Here is a 21,479-nt window from a genome sequence, read left to right as displayed (position 1 = left end):
CTGAAAGCCGCGGTTATTCTAGCGTTTTTTGCCGTCAGGCAGAAGAATAAATTACTTCTTAGCGGCTGCGATTTGTGCAGCTACTTCTGCAGCGAAGTCTTCTTCTTTCTTCTCGATACCTTCACCCACTTCTAAGCGGATGAAAGAAACAGCTTTCGCGCCGTTTTGTTTCAGGAATTCACCGGTAGTGATAGACGGGTCTTTCACGAATGGCTGACCTGTTAAGCTCACTTCGCCAGTGAACTTACTCATACGGCCTGCAACCATCTTTTCAGCGATTTCTTTTGGCTTACCAGAGTTAACCGCGATATCGATTTGGATTTCGCGCTCACGCTCTACCACTTCAGCAGAAACGTCTTCCGGGTTAACATAACCTGGGTTGTTAGCAGCAATGTGCATAGCAACATCTTTAGCGATGTCTTCGTTACCGCCTTCCAGTACTGCTAATACGCCGATACGGCCTGAGTGCACGTACTGGCCGATAACAGCACCTTCAACTACTGCAGCGCGACGTACGTTGATGTTTTCACCGATTTTCGCAACTAAAGTTGCACGGGTATCTTCAACAGAAGTACCATTTAAGTCAGCAGCTAAGATAGCTTCTGCAGTGAACAGCTTGTTAGCGTGTGCTAAATCAGCAACCGCGTTAGCGAATGCCAGGAAGCTGGCATCGCGAGCTACGAAGTCAGTTTCGCAGTTAAATTCGATAGCTAAACCGATACCGTTACCAACGCGAGTGATAATAGTACCTTCAGCAGCGATACGGCCTGCTTTCTTGGCAGCTTTGGCCAGACCACTTTTACGCATGGCATCGATTGCTGCTTCAATATCACCAGCAGTCTCTTCCAATGCTTTTTTACAATCCATCATGCCAGCGCCAGTGCGCTCGCGAAGTTCTTTAACTAAAGCGGCAGTTACAGCCATGGGAGCTTCCTCGTAATAATTCTGGTTGGACAAACAGGGGCCTTGGCCCCTGTCGCAATTTTGCACTGTTTAGCGCAAGCTTAGCCTGCGCTAATGACAGAGAAATTACTCTGCTTCAACGAAGGCTTCGGCTTCAGCCTGTACTTCGATGTTTTTGTCACGACCTTCCAGGATAGCCTGACCTACAGCACCCAGGTATAACTGGATAGCGCGGATCGCGTCATCGTTACCTGGAACTACATAGTCAACGCCTTTTGGATCAGAGTTGGTATCAACGATAGATACAACCGGAATACCCAGGTTGTTAGCTTCTTTGATCGCGATGTGTTCATGGTCAGCGTCGATCACGAACAGCACGTCTGGCAAGCCGCCCATGTCTTTAATACCGCCTAAGCTCTTTTCCAGCTTATCCATTTCACGGGTACGGTCTAAAGCTTCTTTTTTCGTCAGCTTGTCGAAAGTACCGTCCTGGCTTTGCGCTTCCAGATCTTTTAAACGCTTGATTGACTGACGTACTGTTTTCCAGTTAGTCAGCATACCACCTAACCAGCGGTGGTTTACGTAGAACTGATCAGACTTGATTGCAGCTTCTTTGATAGCTTCAGAGGCAGCACGCTTAGTACCTACGAACAGGATTTTGCCCTTTTTCGCAGCAACTTGCTGAATGAATGCCAGTGCATCGTTCATCATAGGAACAGTTTGTTCCAGGTTGATGATATGTACTTTGTTACGCGCGCCGAAAATGAATGGCTTCATTTTTGGGTTCCAGTAACGGGTTTGGTGACCGAAGTGCACGCCCGCCTGGAGCATGTCGCGCATAGAAACTTTTGCCATGATTTAAATTCCTGTATAAGGGGTTAAGCCTCCATGTATCCCATATGCCGACCCTGGTCTGACTGTGTTTCAGTGCAGAGCAAAGCACCCCGGAATATGTGCCGATACATGTGTGTTTTGTTTACGTTACGCCCATTAAGCAGGCTTTGGGTCTAACTAAGAACAAAATGGTTCTGTAATAGACTGCAAAGCGATTTGCTAATTTGCGGCGCGCTTTATACCATAGACACCTTACAAACACAATCAAATGTGTATTTTTACAGCAGTACTGCAGGCTAAAAGCACTGCAGGTATTGGCTAAGTATTACGAAGAGAGCAGGCATGACAGCAACCATCAAAACCCCGGCAGAAATTGAAAAAATGCGCGTAGCAGGCCGGCTTGCCGCCGACGTGTTGGAAATGATCGAGCCTTATGTTAAAGCCGGTGTCACCACCGATGAGCTGAACACCCTTTGCCACGACTATATTGTGAACGAGCAGCAGGCCATTCCGGCGCCTTTGAATTATCACGGCTTCCCCAAATCTATCTGTACCTCTGTCAATCAGGTAATTTGCCACGGCATACCGGGCGATAAGAAGCTCAAAGAGGGCGACATCATTAATATTGACATTACTGTCATTAAAGATGGCTACCACGGTGATACCTCAAAGATGTTTGTGGTAGGTAAGCCGAGCATTATGGCAGAGCGTTTGATCCGCGTAACGCAGGAATGCATGTACCTGGGCCTGAAAAAAGTAAAAAACGGTGTGCGCCTCGGTGACATTGGCCATGTTATTCAGCAACATGCCGAAAAACACAGTTACTCTGTGGTACGTGAATACTGTGGCCACGGCATCGGCGCGGTATTCCACGAAGACCCACAGGTACTGCATTATGGCAGACCCGGTACCGGTGAAGTGCTGAAAACCGGCATGTGCCTGACGATAGAGCCGATGATTAACGCCGGTGGCCGCCATAGTAAGTTGTTGGCCGATGGCTGGACAGTAGTGACGAAAGATCGCAGTTTGTCTGCGCAGTTTGAGCACACTATTCTGGTGACCGATACCGGCTGCGAAATTTTAACGCTGCGCAGCGATGACACCATTGAGCGCATTTTAACCGCAGAATAATTACGGAGTAGCAGTATGAGCCAGGCGGTAACCTATAGCAAAGCGCTTCCGGACAGTTACAGCCTGGACAGCTATAAAAAGCATTTTGCCGATTTTCAGGACTGGTTAGGTAAAAGTTTCTCACAGCATCCGGTCAATGTACTGGTTAAAGCCAGAGCCCGCTTTATCGACGAAGTACTGGTGCAGCTGTGGCACCAATTTGGCTTACATAAAAGTAAAGATTTAAGCCTGATTGCTGTCGGCGGTTATGGCCGCGGCGAGCTGCATCCGTGCTCTGATATCGACTTGCTGATCCTCTCTGAAGGCAAGCTATCTGCTGCGCAGCAGGATGCTATAGGTCAGTTTATTACGCTGCTGTGGGATCTGCGGCTGGAAGTTGGCCACAGCGTGCGCACCGTCAAAGAGTCGGTTAAACTGGGCAAAGACGATATCACCATCGCTACGAATCTGCTGGAAATGCGCCTGCTCACCGGCAATAAGCCGTTGTTTGAGCAGTTGCAGCATGAAGTCAGCAAAGACAGTTTCTGGACCAGCCAGGCGTTTTTTCAGGCCAAGCGGCACGAGCAGCAACAGCGCCATGCCCAGTACCACGGCACAGCCTACAATCTGGAACCGAATTTAAAAGCTAACCCGGGTGGCCTGCGCGACATTCAAACCATTGGCTGGGTTGCCAAACGCCACTTTCAAACCCGCACTATGCGTGAACTGGTGGCTTACCAGTACCTGACGGAAGATGAATATCAGGAGCTGATGGAATGTGAAGCTTACCTGTGGCAGATGCGTTTCGCCCTGCACATGGAAGCTGGCCGCAATGAAAACCGTATTCTGTTTGATTATCAGCCAGCCGTAGCCGAGCGTCTGGGCTTCGGTGCCGACGGTAAAGCTTCGGTAGAACGGATGATGAAACGCTTTTTCCGCACCGTACAGCGCGTCAGTGAGCTGAATGAAATGCTGCTTCAGCACTTTGACGGCAGCATTTTAAACCACAAAGAGAAAGTCAAAACCCTGATTCTGGATGATTACTTTGAGCTGCAGGGCCATTTAATTGTCGCGCGCGACAATGCCGTGTTCGCCAGACGCGATAACCTGTTGCGGTTATTCTGGCACATCGCCAACAATTCAAACATCACCGGCGTTCACTCCTCTACCATGCGTTTAATCCGTCAGGTACGGCGCCGTTTGATGGGCGATTTACAGGATTATGAAGCCTGCCGTCAGCTATTTCTGGCCATTATCCGTCACCCCAGAGGCATGGACAAAGCTATTACCCTGATGCACCGCTACGGCGTGCTGGCGGCCTACCTGCCGCAGTGGCGTAACATTGTCGGTCAGATGCAGTTCGATCTGTTCCATGCTTACACGGTGGATGAACATACCCACCGTTTACTGAAGAATCTGTACAAATACACGCTGAGCGAGCACGAAAGCGAGTTTCCGCTGTGTAGTGATATCGTCAGGAAAATGGAAAAACCTGAATTGCTGTATCTGGCCGGTATTTTTCATGATATTGCCAAAGGCCGTGGCGGCGATCACTCTGAGCTTGGCGCGATGGATGTACGTGAATTTGCCAAACTACACAAACTCAGTGATTTTGACAGTAAGCTAATCGCCTGGCTGGTTGAGCATCACCTGCTGATGTCGGTTACAGCCCAAAGACGCGATATTCACGACCCGGCCGTGGTTGCCGAGTTCGCCGAGAAAGTGCGGGATGAAACCCGGCTGAATTACCTGTACTGCCTGACACTGGCCGATATCCGTGCTACCAATGACAACCTGTGGAACGACTGGAAAGGCTCACTGCTGCGTGAACTGTTTCTGGCCACGCAAAAGGCGTTCCGCCGCGGCCTGGAGAAGCCAATGGACCTGCGCGATCTGATCCGTGAGAATCAGAGCGAGGCCATGCCACTGCTGCTAAAGCAAACCTTCAGTGAAAGCGAAATCCTGCATTTATGGAGCCGGATTAAAGCCGACTATTTTGCCCGTTACAGCGCGCGGCAAATCGCCTGGCACTGCGAACATATCCTGCGGCATAAAAACCCGAATGAACCGATGGTACTGATCAGCAAGGCCCCTATTCGTGGCGGCACCCAAGTGTTTATTTACACCAAAGACCAGCCGAAATTATTCGCCAGGCTGGTGGCTGCGCTGGACAGTAAAAAAGTGAACATTTTTGACGCCCAAATCATGACCAACAAAGATGGTTATGCGATGGACACTTTTGTTATTCTTGAACAAAACGGTGAAGCGGTTAACTCGCCGTCACGCCAGCAAAGTATCAAACGGGCACTGGAGTTATTTATTGCCGGTAAACCCGACTTGTCCCGGCAAAAAACCAAGCTGTCACGCCAGATGCGCCAGTTTAATGTACCACCTAAAGTGGTGTTTTTGCCGGGTAACACCAGCAAGCGCACGATGATTGAACTCGCTGCGCTGGATACGCCCGGGTTGCTGGCCAACATCGGTGAAGTATTTCAGCGCTGTGATGTTAACATTCATGCCGCGAAAATCACCACCATCGGCGAGCGTGCCGAAGACTTTTTTATGATTTCAAATAGCGACGATCAGGCCCTTTCTGCAGAGCAGCAAAGTGAGCTGAAACGGGCACTTATCGAGCAACTATCACAGCAAACAGAAGGCAATTAACACATTATGTCAGAGTTAAAAAGCATCATTGAAAGCGCATTCGAACAGCGCGCCGACATTACCCCGACTACCGTTAGCAGCGAAATAAAGCAGGCTGTAGAAACAGCGCTTAGCATGCTGGATAACGGCACTGCCCGGGTAGCAGAAAAGATTGCCGGTGAATGGGTTGTGCATCAATGGTTGAAAAAGGCTGTATTGCTGTCGTTCCGCATCAATGACAATCAGGTTATGGACGGCGCTGAAAACCGCTTTTTTGATAAAGTACCAATGAAATACGCCAGTTACAGCGACGCTCAGTTCCGTGCTGACGGTGTACGCGTGGTTCCTCCGGCTGCAGTGCGCCGGGGCAGCTATATTGCTAAAAACGTTGTATTAATGCCGTCATATGTCAACATCGGGGCCTATGTTGGTGAAGGCACTATGGTCGATACCTGGGCCACTGTTGGCAGTTGTGCACAGATTGGTAAAAACGTGCATTTATCAGGTGGTGTCGGTATCGGTGGCGTGCTAGAACCGCTGCAGGCTAACCCAACCATTATTGAAGACAACTGCTTTATCGGTGCCCGCTCTGAAGTAGTAGAAGGTGTTATTGTTGAAGAAGGTGCTGTGTTATCTATGGGCGTTTATATCAGCCAGAGCACGCGCATTTATGATCGTGAAACCGGAGAAATAAGCTATGGCCGTGTACCAGCCGGTGCTGTAGTAGTGCCAGGTTCAATCCCGGCTAAAGACGGCAGTCATAGTTTATATGCCGCTATCATTGTGAAAAAAGTGGACGCGCAAACCCGTGCTAAAGTGGGCATTAATGCGCTGCTGCGTAGCGTGGAATAGTTGCTGACAACGCAAAGGTAAATGTAAAACGGCAGCTAAGCTGCCGTTTTTGCTGTTATAGCTTTGCAGATTACAGACTTAACCAATCACCATCAGCACGCCATAGCCCACTAATCCAACCAGAGCAAACATTGAATATTCGAGGCGCTTTTCGAAACGTTTTTCCGGGCCAACTTCAGCTGGCACTAACAGCGCAGAGACCAGACAGGTTAAGCCTGCCAGTAAAAACAGTGTCGTTAAGCCAAATACCAGCGCAGAACCTAACATTGCCATATCTCACCTTTATCTGAAGTTATTATTACCGCCGCATCCGCGTTCGCGCGGTTAAAAGCGGACGCATTCTAGCACAAAAACTGCCACCATATGCCAGCACTGTATTACCGGCGTTATATTCTGTTACCAAAAATGCCGTTTTGACAACACCAGCCGGCGTTGGCTCATCGTATACTGACCACTTAGTTGTAGCAGTTTTCTACCGGGGTAACTAATGTACTACTTTTTTCGTGGCTTAAGTTTGATCCACACCAAGGGTTTGAAACGTTTTGTGCTGGTGCCCTTAAGTATCAACCTGGTGTTGTTCTCTTTTGCGTTTTATTTTTTACTGCAGCAGGTCAATGCGCTGGTTGCAGCGGTACAGCAATATCTGCCCTCCTGGCTGCACTGGCTGGAGTATTTATTAATCCCACTAGGTGTGATGACGCTGGTCATAGGTTTGGCTTATAGCTTTACCATGGTGGCCAATTTTATTGCCGCCCCTTTTAACGGTTTGCTAAGTGAGAAAGTTGAGGCGCACTTATCCGGCAAAACACCGGCGGACACAGGCATCAGCGGTTTTTTTAAAGATATGCCCAGGATGCTGGGGCGTGAATGGCAGAAGCTTCTGTATGCACTGCCACGCGCAATTATTCTTTTTATCCTGTTTCTATTTTTACCGGTGATCGGCCCCATTTTATGGTTTTTGTTTACCAGTTGGCTGCTCGCTATTCAATACGTGGATTACCCTTATGATAACCATAAGATTGATTTCCGTACTATGCGCCAGCAACTGCGTAATCAACCCGGCAACAGTTTTGCGTTTGGCGTTACCGTTAACGTTGCGTGTATGATTCCGCTATTTAACCTGTTTGTTATGCCCATTGCAGTATGCGGCGCAACGGCGATGTGGGTTGACCGGCTCGCGATGCAAAATGACCCGGCACTTAAAGCACCGGGTGCCAGGGCATACAATAAACTGGATAAATATTGCTAGTTAGCTTTGGTGAAATGTTGCTGCAGCCAGGGCAAGGCTATCGTTTCAGGCTCCAGCGTTTCACCTGCATCGATGCGCAGCATCGGCGCCAGCTCAGTGCCCTGAATTTCCAGCAATAATGCGTGCAGTTGCTCACCCGCACCGCAGAATGTATCGTAGCTGCTGTCACCTAAGGCAATCACGGCAAATTGCTTACCGGTAAGCAGCGGAAAGCGATTCTGTACATCAAGATAAAACGGTAGCAAGTTATCAGGAATATCGCCCTGCCCCGTTGTCGAGCTGATGACCAGCCAGATATCAGCGTTAAAACTAAGTACATCGTCAAGCTTTGCCTCAGTAAACAGCATTGTCTGATAACCCAGCTCTTTCAACAGTGCCTGCGCCTGTTCGCCAACATACTCGGCGGCGCCATACACAGTACCGACAATTAGCGCGACTTTGGTCATGTTTTCTCCGTAAAAAGCGCAGCAAACTGCTGCTGATAATACGCCTCTGCCGTTGGCCAGCCAAAGTTGGCAAACAGCGGCTCAAGCCCGTTCAGACCAGCTGACAGGCACAAAGGTTCGCCGGTTACCGGATGCGGCAATTGCAGCTGTTTTGCTACTAACATCAGGCGGCGACAATTAAAGTGTTGTTTAAACAGCGCGTTATGCTTGCCGTCCCCATGGCTGGTATCACCGACAATCGGATGGCGCAGATGAGCCAGATGCCGGCGCAGCTGATGTTTGCGTCCGGTCAGCGGTTGCAGCGCCACTAAAGAGTAGCGCGCAGCGGGGTACTTACTGACCGGGATTGGCAGCTCAACCTGCTGCAATGGCTGATAACGGCTGATAGCGTGTTGCGGCGCTTTATCATCACGGCTGAACTTGTCAGCTATTTTATCCAGCTCCTCTTTCAGCGGATAATCCAACTCTCCTCCTTGCGTTAAAAAGCCGCGTACGACCGCCAGATAGTACTTACGCCAGAGTTGATTTTCCTGCTGCTGACCGAGTAGCCGGGCGACATCGGCAGATAATGCAAACAGCAATACACCAGAGGTCGGGCGGTCCAGCCGGTGCACCGGAAACACATGCTGACTAATCTGATCACGCAGTGTCTGCATCACAAACACCGTTTCATGTTTATCTAAAAACGAGCGGTGCACTAACATGCCACTTGGTTTATCAACGGCAACCAGATGCTGGTCCTGATACAGAATATTAAGCGGCGCATCAAGCACAAAAGGCGCAGCAGAGCTCATTTCGCCCCCGGTACATGCGTGTCGATACGGGCAATAATCCTAAGCAAAGGCGCGGCGCTTTCGCCATGCTGCTTAAAAGCTTCCTCCGCTATTGGCAGGATGCCTATTTTGCCGGGTAAATTTAACCTGGCATCAATTAAGGCCTGCATTCTGGGCAAAAAAATGAATTGTAACCATTGTTCCAGTGGCAAAGTATCGCAGCAAAATGGCAGCGTACTCTCAAGCGCCCGGATATCAGGCGGGGAAGCACTCCAAAGCTGCAGCTGTTTTAGCTCTGCTTCAAGTGCGCTCAGCAACTGCTGTATTGTATCTGGCATAGCATCCTCGTTATTCGGAGAACAGTTTACCATAAGCGAAGATCGCAGCCAGCCCTTGCAAAGCGCGTTGGCAGTCAGCATTATCTGCCGATAGCGATAAGGAGTATGATATGGGGCCGGTGTTACTGCTGCTGTTTATCAGTAGTATTTGTTATTTGTTCTGGATGCAACGCAAACAGGATGAGCGCGCATTTGTCATTGCCAGACAATTGTGTCAGCAACAACAATTACAACTGCTTGACTGCGGCCGCAGCGGTCACAGCATACGCAAAGTTGATGGCCGGTTACGCTTTATTACCGTCTATCAGGTCGATTTCAGCGGTGATGGCGAAAGCCGTTATCAGGCAGAATTGCTACTGAGCGGGATGCGGCTGGCAGCATTTAATCTGCCAGCATACCGTATTAATTAGCGCCCAACTTACGTTTGAGCTTGCCGGTCAGGAAGTCTTTTAGCATAACCCAGTCGGCCGCCAGGCTGTAAAACGGATGTTTGAAGGTTGCCGGCCGGTTGTGTTCAAAAGCAAAATGCCCAACCCAGGCAAAACCGTAACCAATCAGTGGCAGCAACCATAACCAACGCCACTGCTGTGTCCATAGGGCATATAACAGCACAATAATTACCAGCGCACTGCCAATGTAGTGCAATGCCCGGCAGACCGGATGACGATGTTCGCTTAAGTAGTACGGGTAAAACTGGGCAAAACTGCTGAATTTATTCATATGCTGGCATCCCCTGTTTGTTAGTTTTGGGGTTGCTGCCGCTGACGAAACATCAGCGTACCGCTTACCGTGTTAAACGCCAGCTCAGTGACCGCCTGATATTTGTCGTCTGCAAAAAATGCTTTGTACTTCTCCAGTGTCACAAAGACACCTATACCAGCTGATGATTCATCTTTATCAACAATAGAGTCAACAGCATGGATTAAATAATGCCCCAAACCCAGATGCTGTTGCTTTGGAGCAACAGCAATAAATGCCAGCATGTGGTAACGCTGTGCTGGCATCGCAGCATGAATTTTCTGTTCTTTATCCAGCAACTGTTTGGTCGAAACATAACCGGCTGTCAGTAGCATTTTTAACCGCCAGTGCCATAAACGGCTGCTACCAATACCTGAGTCTGGTTCAATGACACAGGCCACACCAAATAATTGCTCACCCTGAAACAACCCTACTATTGGCTGTTTTGCCTGCCAGAACGTGTTCAGTTCCTCACGTATTGCAGCCCTCAAGCGCTGCTCATAGTCAGGTTTATCAGCGCGGAAAATCTCCATAAACAACGGGTCATCATAATAAGACTGATACAGTAAAGATGCAGCCAGCTTTAGTTCGTCTGCGCTCAGTAACACGGCTTTTAACCGATCCAACGCTATAGTATTCAGTTCAGCTAACATACAGGCCCCGGTGATATTGTTGTTTTTTTATCCACAATAGCAGTAAGGTCTGATGTTGCCAAGCAGGCAGTTGCAGCAAAACAAAGTTGGATTGGCTATGCTAAATAACCCGTGAAACATATTAAAGGAGGAACAGATGGATACCTCAGAACACTCGTTAAGAACACTCTTCGCCCAGCTTGGTCTGGAAAATAACGAGCAAGCGATGGCGCAATTTATCCGCCAACATAAATTGTCCCCCGGCACCGCTATCCAGGATGCGCCGTTCTGGAATCAGGCTCAGGCCAGCTTCCTGCGTGAGTCACTGAAACAGGATGCGGAATGGTGTGAGGTAATTGATGAACTCAATACGCTGATGCATTGAATTGTCTGGCCTCAGCAGCATCTTTGCTGCTGAGGCATGTATTTTTACAAATACTGATAAGCTTTATCGCCCCAGCCCGTTAAACGATTTTGTTTAAACACTAAGGGTGTGCATTCATCTTTTGTCGTTTTGCCATCGCTTTTCTGATGATGGGTACGGTAAAACAGGACCTGCACTGTTTCACCATCTTTATTAAACGATTCAGTAAAGTCCGGCGTGCCAAGCAAGGTGCGGATATCTTCAGCACTCATCTGCAATGTCAGCTTATTGATTTGTTCCTGATTATAGCGCTGCGTTTTCTTCCAGCTGCTATCATCACGCTCGAAGTCGTGGTCGCCACCTACTGCTACTACACATCCTGATAAGGTTACTGCCAGAGCCGCCGTAACAAATACTTTTGCTAACATAATGATCTTCCTGTGTTGTTATGATTAAAGGGCCATCAACTTGACCGCAGCCAACAAAAGCAAAGACTATGCCACCGATTAAAACCTTTAAAAACAATGAATTAAAAAACAGCAGCTATCATTAATCTGTCAGCGGTGGTAAATTCCACTAATAGTTAGTCAAACGGGCAAATAATATGACCGACGCGGTAATGCTACTGCAGCAGGTTGCAGCGCAGTTGCAACAAGAAGGAAAAACCCCTAGCCTGGCATTGTTCCGGGCGCGCCTTGCCGGACGTCTGCCCCCTCAGCAACTATTTGCGGCATACCAGCATTGGCGTAATAACCCGGTATTTGCTGACGATGCGTCTGATCTGCCTGAGCAGACAGATATGCCACAGAATGAACCCCACGCTGACGACATTAATGCCCGGCTACAACGTATCGAGGCCAAACTTGACCTCTTGCTCAGCAAGTTGGAGTAACAGCGTGTATCTGGCCGAGTTAAGCTTTAAAATCATTGCCGATACCAACTTTGACCAGGCAGAAGCGGCAATCCGTCGTTATATCGAAGCGCTGATTTTTAATGGCCAGATACTGGGGCGTGAGTTTCCTACAGCCTGGCTGCAGGACAGATTTAACAGCAGGGTCGTACTACCGGCAGAAGATGCGCTGCAGCAGCAATATCATAGCCAGCGTGGCAAAGCTGTACTTGAGCAGCTGGCCAACTCAGGCCTGGCTTACCCACAATGGCAAATACTGGGGATGGATTTGATGTCATCTCATACCGATCCGTGCCTAAGCAGCGATTACTATATTTTGTACAGCCGCTTTAGCGAGACCTGCTCACCACTGCGCTGTGGTGAACACTTTGCTCCAGTGCCGCTATACAAGTTTTCAGCACTTGCCGATGATCATGAGCAGTTAATCCGCTGGCAACTACAGTATCAGGCGCTGGATGAAATTCAGATGCAGCAAAACCGGGTGTTGCATAAAAGTGCAGAACGCAGCCTGCAGCAGCTCAGCAGCAAGCTGAATCAGCAAGGGCACGCGTTGGCCCGCCGCTTTGAACGTATTAGTCTGACACCAGTGTTTTATGCGTTGTACAGCGGCAGCAGCGACAATTGCATAACTGAAACCGACAAACGCTGCCCAGGCTGTAAAGGTAGCTGGCGTTTAGACCAACCTTTGCATGATATATTTGATTTTAAATGCGACACTTGCCGTTTAGTCAGCAATATAGCCTGGGATTGTCAAAGCCCGTCGTAACTGCATGGTTTTAAGCTGGCAATAAAGTCGGTCAGATTATCAGAGAGCTTTTCTGTTACTTCCTGACCAACATGCTCAAGATACACCTCACCCGTGCTGTTTAATATTGACAGCAAAATATCGTCATCTTCGGTTGTGGCAAAAAACACTGTTTCCCGCTGCTTCAGACGCCGCTTCATAATGACATGGCCGATAATATTTTCCTGTAACCGTTTTACATCATCTTCGTTCCACACCATCAGCAGCATCAGCTTACCGCGCTGATGCAAAGCAGATAAACCTGCACCGTAGTACAGCTGATAAAAACGCTTGATGTCCGGATGCAGCGTTAACTCCAGTGCCTGTTCTACATTACGATAATCAGCCGGCTGCTGTTGCAGAACAGGTTGCCACTGCACGGAATTATCCTGTACTGCGCCGACCTGACAAGGAGACGGGCTGTCCGGATCGCACCAGGTCATTAAAGATTGTTGATTCTGCTTGCACCAACTCAAGGCTTGCTGCACAAAATGGGTGTAATTGCTCTCTAGCGCCACGCGATCTTCCATCAGACTTTATGATAAACTTGCGCCATTGTAACGCCAAAGCAAAGCGATGACACCAACAGACATGACCAGCCTTAACTCAGATTTGCTTGCCGGGCTCAGCCTGGGGAAAGCCACCGCCTACGCCGATAAATATGATGCCAGTTTATTACAAGCCGTGCCGCGCAGCCTTGGCCGGGACGATATCGGCCTGGATGCAACCGCCTTACCTTTTGTTGGCCAGGATATCTGGCACGGTTATGAACTGTCATGGTTAAACGCCAAAGGCAAACCTATGGTGGCGCTGGCCACTTTTGTTGTGCCATTTGATTCTGCCAATCTGATCGAATCTAAATCTTTCAAACTGTATCTGAACAGTTTCAATCAAAGTCGGTTTACCGATCTAGGCCAGGTCTATAAGCATCTGCAGCAAGATTTATCTGCCTGTGCCGGTAAGCCGGTTAAAGTCAGCTTGCATAACGTCAATGAAATTACTACCTTTCAACCAACCTGGATCCCAGGCCGCTGTATTGATGATTTAGACATTGAAATTAATCAGTACCAGTACGATGCCAGCCTGCTGCAACTGCAACCTGATGCGGATGTCACTGAAGAGCGTCTGCATTCACATCTATTGAAATCTAACTGCCTTATCACCTCACAACCCGATTGGGCCAGCGTGTATATCCATTACCGGGGCAAAGCACTGGATCATGAGGCACTACTACGCTATCTGATCAGCTTTCGCAGCCACAATGAGTTTCACGAACAGTGTGTTGAGCGTATTTTTACTGACATCTGGCTACGCTGCCAGCCGTCTTTTTTAGCCGTTTACGCCCGGTACACACGTCGTGGCGGGCTGGATATAAACCCATGGCGTGCCAGTGAACCTTGTAAACCTCCGGCCATCCGACTTAGCCGACAGTAAACTGTAATATTACACATTAACTTTCACGAAAAACTTAAATACAAAGCCTTGACTGACACAAAAAAGGTCAAAACGCGATTAATTCGCGTACTTGCGCAGCAAAAAAATGAATTGCAAAAAGAAATATTACAAACAAACTTTCAAAATAGCGGCATTTCTGGTTAAATGTGCAGCGTCTGAGGGAAAATCAGACGTGAGTTCCAACAAGGAATGCTGATTATGTTTAACCTGACCTCTACTGAAGAACAATCATGGTTACCTTACTATCTGTGTAAGAAGTAAACCTGAATAAAAACATTCCCTACTGTAGCGGGCCTTTTGGCCCGTTTTTTTTGTGCAAAAGTCTGATTTGAGTACAAACAGTGATCGCTTTTGCAGCGATAGTCGATATACTTAAGATTAAACATGTATTTAACTAAATGGTTGATGGTTGATGCCCTTGCAGGACGACACTAAACAACAACTGAATGATGCCCTCAAAGCCCGTAAAGCGCTGGAAGATACCTATGAAGCGCAATTTAAAATATTGGCATTATTTGTTTCCAGATTGTCTCTGGCATGCAAAGGCGTAGACGTTGACCTGGATAACCGGCTGGCGAAACTACGCACCGAATTAAACCGCGGTACCGATCTGGAGAAATTGCTGCCTTTTATTGAAGGTACCAGCGAAAACCTGAAGCAATTAGAAGCAAAACACCAGCTTGACGTGCAAAAAGTGCAGCGCGGCCTGACAGAAGCGGGTAAACTTCTGCAGAAGCAGAAAGGTTTACCGGACCAGCTAAGGCGAGACTTAAGAGAATTGCTGGGCAAAGTTGAAACTCCCTCAGCGACCGTACATGCATTTTTACCTCACCTGAATGACTTAACCAGGCTATACCAGCACGCACTGGAAGCTAAGCAACAGCTAAGCAGCGACTGTGCAGATGATGATCGCTACAGCCATATTTGCCGCCAGATCAGTGTCGAGCTGACAAACCTGCTGAGCGAACTGGCCTTTGCCGAAGATAGCGCGGCTGAGATGGATAAGATCCGCCACAGTTTGCTGGAAAAGCTCCCTATAGACGCCCTGCTGGAAGCCTGCCTTAAAACGATCAACATTATTATCAGTAGTATCAATCGGGAACGGCAATCAGCAGAACATTTTCTCCTGAAGTTAAACGATGCGCTGTCCAGCGTACAACAAACCGTTGTTTCATCACTAAGCACTTCTTCTGCGCTAAAAGAGCGCATGCAGGTACTGAATCAGCAAATTGAACAACAGATTGTTCACCTCGGCGCCGCCAGCGAGAGGGCTACATCACTTGAACAGTTGAAAATGTTGGTGAGTGACAAGCTGTCTGCAATTACCAGCTCGCTGCGTGAAAAAGATCAACTGGAACAGCAAGAGCGGCATAACCTGCAGCTGACACTTGGTGACATGGAGCAGCGGTTACATGAATTGGAAAGCGAAGCGTTAACCTTTAAAAAACGTATTTCAGATCAAAGCTTTCGTAGCCTACAGGACGCCCTTACCGAGATCCCGAACCGTGCTGCTTTTGATGAACGTTACCAGTTGGAGATTAAACGCTGGCAGCGTTATAAGAAGCCTCTTTGCGTGGTACTGGCTGACGTTGACCATTTTAAAAGCATCAATGACAACTACGGCCACAGTGCAGGCGATAAAACACTCAAAGTTATTGCCAAGACGCTGAAATTAAACCTGCGTGAGACCGATTTCATCGCCCGTTACGGTGGCGAGGAATTTATTATCCTGTTTCCTGAAACATCGCTTGTAGAGCTGGAAGTACCACTGAATGCTTTGAGAGAGAAAATCAGGAAAATCCCGTTTAAATTCAAAAATGTTAGTGTTCCAATCACTATTTCATTTGGCGCGACACAGTTTGTCACGAAAGACACCAGCCGCAGTGCTTTTGACCGTGCAGACGAAGCCTTGTATGAAGCGAAGAGATCGGGCCGGGACAACGTCATTTTAAAACCCGCCGGCGAATAGCGGGTATTACCACTATTTAAGGATCACATATGCATGTGCAGCTAAACCCGCTAGGGTCTATGGATCTGTTATCACAATTAGAAGTAGACCATTTAAAGCAAAACACCGAGCAAGAGGCCTTCCGACTGTTTCGTAACTGCTGTCTTGCTGTATTAAACGTCGGCAGCCACACTGACAGTTCTGCTGAAATATACGATCAATACAAAGACTTTTCGGTCAACCTGATTAGCCGTGAGCGCGGTATCAAAATTGAACTGTTCAACCCGCCGCAAAGCGCTTTTGTTGATGGCCAGATAATAAAAGGCATACATGAGCATTTGTTTGCCGTTTTAAGAGATATATTGTTTTACCACAGCCGCCTGCAAAGCAATAAAAGCTGGCTAGATTTAAACCTGGGCCCACACATTACCCATACAGTATTTGATATTTTGCGTAATGCCCGTGTTATAGATGCCAGTAACGAACCCAATATGATTGTGTGCTGGGGTGGCCACTCGATTAATGAAACCGAATACAAATACACCAAAGAAGTAGGTTATGAACTTGGCCTGCGCGGCATGGATATTTGTACCGGCTGCGGCCCGGGGGCCATGAAAGGGCCAATGAAAGGCGCCACTATAGGTCACAACAAACAGCGCCGTAGCAGTGGCCGCTATCTGGGCCTAACAGAGCCAGGTATCATTGCAGCAGAGCCACCAAACCCTATTGTTAATGAGCTGGTAATACTGCCTGATATCGAAAAACGGCTCGAAGCCTTTGTCCGGGTGGCACACGGTATTATTGTTTTTCCAGGCGGTGCCGGTACCGCAGAAGAATTGTTATATCTGCTTGGTATCATGCTGCATCAGGATAACCGGCAGCAAACTCTACCCGTTATTCTGACCGGACCGAAACAGAGTGAAGCTTACTTCCGTGAAATTGCCAGCTTTATCGAGAATACACTTGGCAAAGAAGCACTGGACTTGTTCGAAATCATTATTGATGACGCCCCTGCTGTGGCGCGTAAGCTCAAACTTGGCGCAGCAGAGGTCAGACACTACCGCAAATCGGTAGGAGATGCTTATCACTTTAACTGGACACTGCAAATTGAACCCGGATTCCAGCAGCCTTTTGTCCCGAATCATCAGAACATGGCCGCACTTGACTTGCACCTGGAGCAAGACAAAGCAACACTGGCAGCTAACCTGCGCCGTGCCTTTTCCGGCATTGTTGCCGGTAACGTAAAAGACGAAGGCATTAAAGCGATACGCCAACATGGTCCATTCCAGATAAGTGGTGAACCAAAACTGATGCAAATGATGGACACGCTGTTACAGGCTTTTGTTGATCAGGGCAGGATGAAGTTGCCTGGCAGTAAGTATATTCCGTGTTATCGGGTTGTACGTTAGATGGCTCATTTACTGCTTATTGATGCTTTGAACCTGATACGGCGTTTATATGCAGTGCAGGAACGGCCGTACCTGCCTTTGCCGGATGACGTTGCCGAAAGCACAAAAGCACAGATAGTCCGCAATACAGAAAATATGCTGCGTCAGGCGCTGACCAGACTGCAGCAGGAATTATCCCCCAGCCACGCGCTGCTGGTGTTTGACGGCCGTGACAGCCTGTGGCGCAAAGCCTTGTATCAGGACTATAAAGCGAATCGTAAACCAATGCCGGCAATACTGGCCGGTGCGCTGGAAAACCTGCAACAGGTTGCGAAAAACGCCGGTATAAACAGTTTTCAGCAAGCTGAATATGAAGCTGACGACATTATTGCTTCTGTCGCGGTAAAAATGGCTCAGCATGGACAACAGGTGACTATTGTTTCAACAGACAAAGGCTTTTTGCCGCTGCTCGAGCAGGATATTCAGATTTATGATGCGTTTGCCCGTCAATTCCATAATAAAACAGATGTGCAGCAAAAATTTGGCGTTAGCACTACCCAATTGGTAAGGTACTGGAGTCTGGTTGGCGATAGCACCAACAATATTCCCGGCGTAAACGGCATTGGTCCGAAAGGCGCACACGATTTACTGGCATTGGGAGCTACGCTGACTGATGCGCTGGAGCATCCGGATTGTCACAAAAAACTGCGCGAAAAAATTCTGCAGCATAAAGAACAAATTAAGATTTTTATGCAAATCCTGACATTAAAAACAGATGTTCAGCTGGGGCTAAACCTGCAGGAAATGCGTATTGTCCCGCAGGAAGGATAAATATGCAGGCAAACATTCAGCATCTTACCTCACACTTTCGTATCAGCAAACTCAGCGGCTTCATTTTAGGCGTGCTGATTTATGTAATGCTAACTCTGGCGGTACTGTTCTGGTATCAGGATGATGTGGAACAAATGACCTGGGCTGACCGCGAAGTGTTTAATCATAAAATCATCAGTCAATACACGCTGAACAGCGGTATTAACCAGCAACAGGTACTGGATCGGCTAGGCTCGCCAGATATCACGGCGGCAAAACAACAAGGCAATACGCTGTATCAGGTATTGTATTACCGTACACATCGTGACACTCCCGATGGCATTACCACTACAGCAGAGTGCACTGCGCTGCTGTTTAAAAACAGACAGTTAATTGCAATAGGCGAGTCAGCAGTATTGCAGTATCAGGCTGTGCGTGGCAGTGCAGACTAAGGTTACCACGTTCAATCAGTATCAGGAGCTGGTACTCCAAAGTTGCCGCTATCTGAGTACCCGCTCAGAACCCGATACCGCCTTGAAATTGAGTATGCAGCTAACTGCGATACGTTTGTCACTAACTGAAAACTGTGCGCTGTTACTGCAAAGCGAAACCGGCATACCTATAGCATTACAGCGCATCGAAATCATATTATTGCTATGCAGGCATTATCAAGTGCCGGAAAAGGCTCTGCAGCTTGCCGTTCGGGCCGGGTTTTGCAGCGCACTGTGCCAGGCCATGCCAGAGCAGGCACGAAGCGCCAGATGGCAAGCCTACCCCGCACTGTTAGCAGCGCACATATTAAAGCAAAGCCCGCAAAGCAGCAGCCTGCGGTTTATACTGGCCGGTAGTTATCCGACTGAGCGCAAGGTTGCTTACTGGCTGCAAAACCCTCTGAGCCTGATCCTGACGCAGGCAGAATATCTGAGCAGTCAATCACTGCCTCTATCAAAGCAGATTGGCCTGCGTATCGCGGTGACGAAAAGCGAGTATGAAATTGCTTTGCTTAGACAGCTGCTACAGCGCCTGGGCCAGTTGGATAATTCAGACCTTGCGCCAAGCACTGAAAACTTCAGCGCGGACTCCCGCTTCACGGAGTTATACGATGCTGAAACCAAACAGCTGGAACAGTATCTGCAACAACAGCCAGAGCTGGCAGCCCCGGTGCTGGCCAGAGCAAGTCAGTTAAACCGGCAACAACAACAAATAAGCAATCTTCATCTGGCGCTGAATCTGCTCGGCAGGCAGCAAATACCCTTTATCCTGGCCGAAGCTGAGCTGCATTATCAATTGACGAGATTGAAGCACCCGTCGCAGGCTGTATGGCAGCAGTTTAGTAAAGTCATGGCGCACGCTCTTGCCCTGCTTAGTGCCGAACAGCATTCAGAAGCTTACTGGCAGGCCGTGTCACTTTGCCTGTGCGCGCCACTCTGGTTCAGACACAACGACTACAGCAGCCCGGCACTGGCGCCACAGCGCCTGGGCAGTGCAGCCCCTTTTGACGATAGTATTTATCGCCAGGACAGCACTCATGCACTGATATCTGATTTACTGTGTCAGTATCAACTGACAATCTGGCAACAGCCGGTCACACAGTGGCTGCATAACATGACGACACTAACCGACAACAGAACATTGGCGATTTCGTTTGCCTGGAACAGCTGTAAAGTACTGCTGCTTAATGACAACATTGAGCTGCTTGAAAAACGTCCAGCAGCAGTGACAAATGAGCATAACTGGCTGGCGCAGCTGGCAGCCAACAGCGAATGTTACTGCCCACTGACTTTGTCATTGTAGTTTTATTACAACATTCATATACGTTATACAGGGTATAACTGAGATTTTTGTGCCTGCTTCGTAGCAAACTGGCGTAATGTGCCGAAAAATGCTATATTCTGCGCCGTTTTCAGGCCCGCCAGAGGCCGTTTTCAAACAAGTACGTCTGATTAAGTACGTCGAATAACTACGACCCGAATAATTACGACAGCTAAGGATCCCCATGAGCAAACAAACTATTACTGTCATTAAAGGCGATGGCATTGGCCCGAGCATTGTTGAAGCCGCCATTCAGGTGCTGGATAAAGTTGGCTGTGAATTTGAATATGAGTATGTCGATGCCGGTTTAACTGCACTGGAAAAAACCGGCGAGTTGCTGCCACAAGCTACATTAGATGCAATTACCCGCAACAAGATCACGTTAAAAGGCCCTCTCACCACACCTGTTGGTGAAGGTTTCACGTCAATTAACGTAACCTTACGTAAGAAATTCAACCTGTATTCTAACGTGCGCCCGGTGATCTCATTCAAAGGCACCAAAGCCCGTTATGAAAATATTGACATCATCACCATCCGTGAAAATACCGAAGGTATGTACTCAGGGCATGGCCAGGTCGTGTCTGCCGATGGTTTAGTTGCAGAAGCCACCAGCATCGTTACCCGCGAAGGTGCAGAACGTATTGCGGTATTTGCTTTTGAAACAGCCCGGCGCGAAAAACGCAAAAAAGTGACCATCGTGCATAAAGCCAATATTCTGAAATCAACCTCGGGTTTATTTCTGAAAACCGCGCGCGAAGTTGCTACCCGTTACCCGGATATCGAAGCGCAGGAAATGATTGTTGATAACGCCTGTATGCAACTGGTGATGAACCCGCAGCAGTTTGACGTTATTGTTACCACTAACCTGTTTGGCGATATATTGTCAGATTTATGCGCAGGTTTAGTCGGTGGTCTGGGCATGGCACCGGGCGCAAACATTGGTGCTGACTGTGCGATTTTTGAAGCTGTGCATGGCAGTGCACCGGATATTGCCGGTAAAAATCTGGCTAACCCAAGCTCTGTTATTCTGGCATCTATCCAAATGCTGGAATATCTGGGTATGCAGGACAAAGCGGAGAAAATCCGTTCAGCGCTGGCTGATGTCATCGCCACCGGTGACCGCACTACCCGCGATTTAGGCGGCAGCTTCGGTACTACCGACTTCACAGCTGCAGTATTAGAGCGCCTGTAAGCAAAAATTTTGTTAGCATAGCCACCTTTGGGTGGCTATTTTTTTATGCTGATTTTAAGGATATCGATATGACCCAAGCTAATAATCCGCTGCATGGTTTTACGCTGGAGCAAATTGTCACGTCACTGGTAAGCCACTTTGGCTGGCCTGGGCTGGCAAACCAGATTGATATCAACTGCTTTAAACAGGATCCTTCGGTAAAAAGCAGTTTAAAGTTTTTGCGTAAAACGCCCTGGGCGCGGCAAAAAGTTGAAGACCTGTTTGTCGCCCAAAAGCTGTATCAGCAGCGTTGATACAG

At 48.3% G+C, this 21,479-nt stretch carries 26 protein-coding genes; 16 read left to right on the top strand and 10 right to left on the bottom strand.

From position 1 onward, the window contains the following. Positions 1–51: 51 nt before the first annotated feature. Both tsf and rpsB read right to left on the bottom strand, forming a co-directional pair. The gene (gene tsf, locus LHL18_RS14790) at positions 52–924 is read right to left on the bottom strand and encodes a translation elongation factor Ts (protein WP_134057131.1); all 873 of its coding nucleotides are present in this window, start codon (positions 922–924) and stop codon (positions 52–54) included. 105 nt (positions 925–1,029) lie between these two features. Next, on the bottom strand, positions 1,030–1,758 hold the full coding sequence (rpsB, locus tag LHL18_RS14785) for a 30S ribosomal protein S2 (protein WP_134057133.1): 729 nt from the start codon (positions 1,756–1,758) through the stop codon (positions 1,030–1,032). Positions 1,759–2,079: 321 nt separating this feature from the next. Here rpsB and map point away from each other — a divergent pair, with 321 nt between their 5' ends. The 3 genes from map to dapD are packed head-to-tail and all read left to right on the top strand — an operon-like array spanning position 2,080 to position 6,342. Then, positions 2,080–2,868, top strand: coding sequence for a type I methionyl aminopeptidase (gene map / locus LHL18_RS14780; RefSeq protein WP_134057135.1), 789 nt, complete (start codon positions 2,080–2,082; stop codon positions 2,866–2,868). Between the two features lie 15 nt (positions 2,869–2,883). Beyond that, positions 2,884–5,511, top strand: a complete 2,628-nt coding sequence (gene glnD / locus LHL18_RS14775; RefSeq protein WP_226767623.1) for a bifunctional uridylyltransferase/uridylyl-removing protein GlnD — start codon at positions 2,884–2,886, stop codon at positions 5,509–5,511. Between the two features lie 6 nt (positions 5,512–5,517). Further along, positions 5,518–6,342, top strand: coding sequence for a 2,3,4,5-tetrahydropyridine-2,6-dicarboxylate N-succinyltransferase (gene dapD, locus LHL18_RS14770; RefSeq protein WP_226767622.1), 825 nt, complete (start codon positions 5,518–5,520; stop codon positions 6,340–6,342). Positions 6,343–6,420: 78 nt separating this feature from the next. On the opposite strand, the gene LHL18_RS14765 is transcribed toward dapD, so the two are convergent. After that, complete coding sequence (locus tag LHL18_RS14765) at positions 6,421–6,615, bottom strand: hypothetical protein (protein ID WP_134057141.1); 195 nt, start codon at positions 6,613–6,615, stop codon at positions 6,421–6,423. Positions 6,616–6,829: 214 nt separating this feature from the next. On the opposite strand from LHL18_RS14765, the gene cysZ reads away from it, so the two are divergent. Continuing rightward, a complete protein-coding gene (gene cysZ / locus LHL18_RS14760; protein WP_226767621.1) occupies positions 6,830–7,591 on the top strand; it encodes a sulfate transporter CysZ in 762 nt (253 codons plus the stop codon). Here the strand turns inward: cysZ and LHL18_RS14755 are convergent. From LHL18_RS14755 to LHL18_RS14745, 3 genes are read right to left on the bottom strand one after another with little or no spacing between them, the layout of a single operon-like run. Further along, positions 7,588–8,037: a flavodoxin gene (locus tag LHL18_RS14755; RefSeq protein ID WP_134057146.1), complete on the bottom strand. Its 450-nt coding sequence runs from the start codon at positions 8,035–8,037 to the stop codon at positions 7,588–7,590. The genes cysZ and LHL18_RS14755 overlap by 4 nt on opposite strands. Beyond that, positions 8,034–8,831, bottom strand: coding sequence for a tRNA pseudouridine(65) synthase TruC (gene truC / locus LHL18_RS14750; protein ID WP_226767620.1), 798 nt, complete (start codon positions 8,829–8,831; stop codon positions 8,034–8,036). Before truC ends, LHL18_RS14755 begins: the two co-directional genes overlap by 4 nt. Next, complete coding sequence (locus tag LHL18_RS14745; RefSeq protein ID WP_226767619.1) at positions 8,828–9,148, bottom strand: YqcC family protein; 321 nt, start codon at positions 9,146–9,148, stop codon at positions 8,828–8,830. Before LHL18_RS14745 ends, truC begins: the two co-directional genes overlap by 4 nt. Before the next feature lie 110 nt (positions 9,149–9,258). Between LHL18_RS14745 and LHL18_RS14740 the strand changes: the two genes are divergently transcribed. Beyond that, positions 9,259–9,558 carry a DUF3301 domain-containing protein gene (locus tag LHL18_RS14740; protein ID WP_134057153.1) on the top strand — a complete coding sequence of 100 codons (300 nt, stop codon included), beginning with the start codon at positions 9,259–9,261 and terminating at the stop codon, positions 9,556–9,558. Here the strand turns inward: LHL18_RS14740 and LHL18_RS14735 are convergent. Beyond that, positions 9,551–9,868 (bottom strand): DUF962 domain-containing protein, encoded by a 318-nt coding sequence (locus tag LHL18_RS14735; RefSeq protein ID WP_226767618.1) that lies wholly within the window; start codon positions 9,866–9,868, stop codon positions 9,551–9,553. The genes LHL18_RS14740 and LHL18_RS14735 overlap by 8 nt on opposite strands. Before the next feature lie 20 nt (positions 9,869–9,888). Further along, entirely contained in the window at positions 9,889–10,539 is a 651-nt protein-coding gene (locus LHL18_RS14730; RefSeq protein WP_134057157.1) for a GNAT family N-acetyltransferase, read from the bottom strand. A 136-nt stretch (positions 10,540–10,675) separates the two neighbouring features. Here LHL18_RS14730 and LHL18_RS14725 point away from each other — a divergent pair, with 136 nt between their 5' ends. Continuing rightward, positions 10,676–10,903: a DUF2789 domain-containing protein gene (locus LHL18_RS14725; protein WP_226767617.1), complete on the top strand. Its 228-nt coding sequence runs from the start codon at positions 10,676–10,678 to the stop codon at positions 10,901–10,903. A gap of 44 nt (positions 10,904–10,947) precedes the next feature. Here the strand turns inward: LHL18_RS14725 and LHL18_RS14720 are convergent, their stop codons facing one another. After that, positions 10,948–11,310: a DUF3192 domain-containing protein gene (locus LHL18_RS14720; RefSeq protein WP_134057161.1), complete on the bottom strand. Its 363-nt coding sequence runs from the start codon at positions 11,308–11,310 to the stop codon at positions 10,948–10,950. Between the two features lie 176 nt (positions 11,311–11,486). On the opposite strand from LHL18_RS14720, the gene LHL18_RS14715 reads away from it, so the two are divergent. Both LHL18_RS14715 and LHL18_RS14710 read left to right on the top strand, forming a co-directional pair. Then, complete coding sequence (locus LHL18_RS14715) at positions 11,487–11,774, top strand: hypothetical protein (protein WP_134057163.1); 288 nt, start codon at positions 11,487–11,489, stop codon at positions 11,772–11,774. Positions 11,775–11,778: 4 nt separating this feature from the next. Continuing rightward, on the top strand, positions 11,779–12,558 hold the full coding sequence (locus LHL18_RS14710; protein WP_226767616.1) for a Zn-ribbon-containing protein: 780 nt from the start codon (positions 11,779–11,781) through the stop codon (positions 12,556–12,558). On the opposite strand, the gene syd is transcribed toward LHL18_RS14710, so the two are convergent. Beyond that, positions 12,543–13,094 (bottom strand): SecY-interacting protein, encoded by a 552-nt coding sequence (gene syd, locus LHL18_RS14705; RefSeq protein ID WP_134057167.1) that lies wholly within the window; start codon positions 13,092–13,094, stop codon positions 12,543–12,545. The two genes, LHL18_RS14710 and syd, sit on opposite strands and share 16 nt — an antisense overlap. Before the next feature lie 58 nt (positions 13,095–13,152). On the opposite strand from syd, the gene queF reads away from it, so the two are divergent. The 8 genes from queF to LHL18_RS14665 all read left to right on the top strand — a co-directional run bounded on the left by queF (position 13,153) and on the right by LHL18_RS14665 (position 21,474). After that, a complete protein-coding gene (gene queF / locus LHL18_RS14700; protein ID WP_264190218.1) occupies positions 13,153–14,010 on the top strand; it encodes an NADPH-dependent 7-cyano-7-deazaguanine reductase QueF in 858 nt (285 codons plus the stop codon). Positions 14,011–14,443: 433 nt separating this feature from the next. Beyond that, on the top strand, positions 14,444–16,000 hold the full coding sequence (locus LHL18_RS14695) for a GGDEF domain-containing protein (protein ID WP_226767615.1): 1,557 nt from the start codon (positions 14,444–14,446) through the stop codon (positions 15,998–16,000). Positions 16,001–16,029: 29 nt separating this feature from the next. Next, positions 16,030–17,388 carry a nucleotide 5'-monophosphate nucleosidase PpnN gene (ppnN, locus tag LHL18_RS14690; RefSeq protein ID WP_226767614.1) on the top strand — a complete coding sequence of 453 codons (1,359 nt, stop codon included), beginning with the start codon at positions 16,030–16,032 and terminating at the stop codon, positions 17,386–17,388. Next, entirely contained in the window at positions 17,389–18,198 is an 810-nt protein-coding gene (xni, locus tag LHL18_RS14685; protein WP_134057171.1) for a flap endonuclease Xni, read from the top strand. Between the two features lie 2 nt (positions 18,199–18,200). Then, on the top strand, positions 18,201–18,629 hold the full coding sequence (locus LHL18_RS14680; RefSeq protein ID WP_226767613.1) for a DUF3192 domain-containing protein: 429 nt from the start codon (positions 18,201–18,203) through the stop codon (positions 18,627–18,629). Beyond that, complete coding sequence (locus LHL18_RS14675) at positions 18,613–19,971, top strand: hypothetical protein (RefSeq protein ID WP_226767612.1); 1,359 nt, start codon at positions 18,613–18,615, stop codon at positions 19,969–19,971. Before LHL18_RS14680 ends, LHL18_RS14675 begins: the two co-directional genes overlap by 17 nt. Before the next feature lie 202 nt (positions 19,972–20,173). Beyond that, entirely contained in the window at positions 20,174–21,181 is a 1,008-nt protein-coding gene (locus LHL18_RS14670; RefSeq protein ID WP_226767611.1) for an isocitrate dehydrogenase, read from the top strand. 68 nt (positions 21,182–21,249) lie between these two features. After that, positions 21,250–21,474: a VF530 family protein gene (locus LHL18_RS14665; RefSeq protein WP_134057180.1), complete on the top strand. Its 225-nt coding sequence runs from the start codon at positions 21,250–21,252 to the stop codon at positions 21,472–21,474. Positions 21,475–21,479: the final 5 nt, after the last annotated feature.

The sequence above is a fragment of the Rheinheimera aquimaris genome, assembly GCF_020531985.1.
Lineage (GTDB): Bacteria > Pseudomonadota > Gammaproteobacteria > Enterobacterales > Alteromonadaceae > Alishewanella > Alishewanella aquimaris.
The sequence above is the reverse complement of the archived record's forward strand: the minus strand, read 5'-3'. Positions and strand labels throughout refer to the sequence as shown.

What these genes read in the sequence shown, in the direction of transcription:
- tsf (WP_134057131.1), bottom strand. Translation starts at nt 924, where the DNA reads ATGGCTGTAACTGCCGCTTTAGTTAAAGAACTTCGCGAGCGCACTGGC.
- rpsB (WP_134057133.1), bottom strand. Translation starts at nt 1,758, where the DNA reads ATGGCAAAAGTTTCTATGCGCGACATGCTCCAGGCGGGCGTGCACTTC.
- map (WP_134057135.1), top strand. Translation starts at nt 2,080, where the DNA reads ATGACAGCAACCATCAAAACCCCGGCAGAAATTGAAAAAATGCGCGTA.
- glnD (WP_226767623.1), top strand. Translation starts at nt 2,884, where the DNA reads ATGAGCCAGGCGGTAACCTATAGCAAAGCGCTTCCGGACAGTTACAGC.
- dapD (WP_226767622.1), top strand. Translation starts at nt 5,518, where the DNA reads ATGTCAGAGTTAAAAAGCATCATTGAAAGCGCATTCGAACAGCGCGCC.
- LHL18_RS14765 (WP_134057141.1), bottom strand. Translation starts at nt 6,615, where the DNA reads ATGGCAATGTTAGGTTCTGCGCTGGTATTTGGCTTAACGACACTGTTT.
- cysZ (WP_226767621.1), top strand. Translation starts at nt 6,830, where the DNA reads ATGTACTACTTTTTTCGTGGCTTAAGTTTGATCCACACCAAGGGTTTG.
- LHL18_RS14755 (WP_134057146.1), bottom strand. Translation starts at nt 8,037, where the DNA reads ATGACCAAAGTCGCGCTAATTGTCGGTACTGTGTATGGCGCCGCCGAG.
- truC (WP_226767620.1), bottom strand. Translation starts at nt 8,831, where the DNA reads ATGAGCTCTGCTGCGCCTTTTGTGCTTGATGCGCCGCTTAATATTCTG.
- LHL18_RS14745 (WP_226767619.1), bottom strand. Translation starts at nt 9,148, where the DNA reads ATGCCAGATACAATACAGCAGTTGCTGAGCGCACTTGAAGCAGAGCTA.
- LHL18_RS14740 (WP_134057153.1), top strand. Translation starts at nt 9,259, where the DNA reads ATGGGGCCGGTGTTACTGCTGCTGTTTATCAGTAGTATTTGTTATTTG.
- LHL18_RS14735 (WP_226767618.1), bottom strand. Translation starts at nt 9,868, where the DNA reads ATGAATAAATTCAGCAGTTTTGCCCAGTTTTACCCGTACTACTTAAGC.
- LHL18_RS14730 (WP_134057157.1), bottom strand. Translation starts at nt 10,539, where the DNA reads ATGTTAGCTGAACTGAATACTATAGCGTTGGATCGGTTAAAAGCCGTG.
- LHL18_RS14725 (WP_226767617.1), top strand. Translation starts at nt 10,676, where the DNA reads ATGGATACCTCAGAACACTCGTTAAGAACACTCTTCGCCCAGCTTGGT.
- LHL18_RS14720 (WP_134057161.1), bottom strand. Translation starts at nt 11,310, where the DNA reads ATGTTAGCAAAAGTATTTGTTACGGCGGCTCTGGCAGTAACCTTATCA.
- LHL18_RS14715 (WP_134057163.1), top strand. Translation starts at nt 11,487, where the DNA reads ATGACCGACGCGGTAATGCTACTGCAGCAGGTTGCAGCGCAGTTGCAA.
- queF (WP_264190218.1), top strand. Translation starts at nt 13,153, where the DNA reads ATGACACCAACAGACATGACCAGCCTTAACTCAGATTTGCTTGCCGGG.
- LHL18_RS14695 (WP_226767615.1), top strand. Translation starts at nt 14,444, where the DNA reads ATGCCCTTGCAGGACGACACTAAACAACAACTGAATGATGCCCTCAAA.
- ppnN (WP_226767614.1), top strand. Translation starts at nt 16,030, where the DNA reads ATGCATGTGCAGCTAAACCCGCTAGGGTCTATGGATCTGTTATCACAA.
- xni (WP_134057171.1), top strand. Translation starts at nt 17,389, where the DNA reads ATGGCTCATTTACTGCTTATTGATGCTTTGAACCTGATACGGCGTTTA.
- LHL18_RS14680 (WP_226767613.1), top strand. Translation starts at nt 18,201, where the DNA reads ATGCAGGCAAACATTCAGCATCTTACCTCACACTTTCGTATCAGCAAA.
- LHL18_RS14670 (WP_226767611.1), top strand. Translation starts at nt 20,174, where the DNA reads ATGAGCAAACAAACTATTACTGTCATTAAAGGCGATGGCATTGGCCCG.
- LHL18_RS14665 (WP_134057180.1), top strand. Translation starts at nt 21,250, where the DNA reads ATGACCCAAGCTAATAATCCGCTGCATGGTTTTACGCTGGAGCAAATT.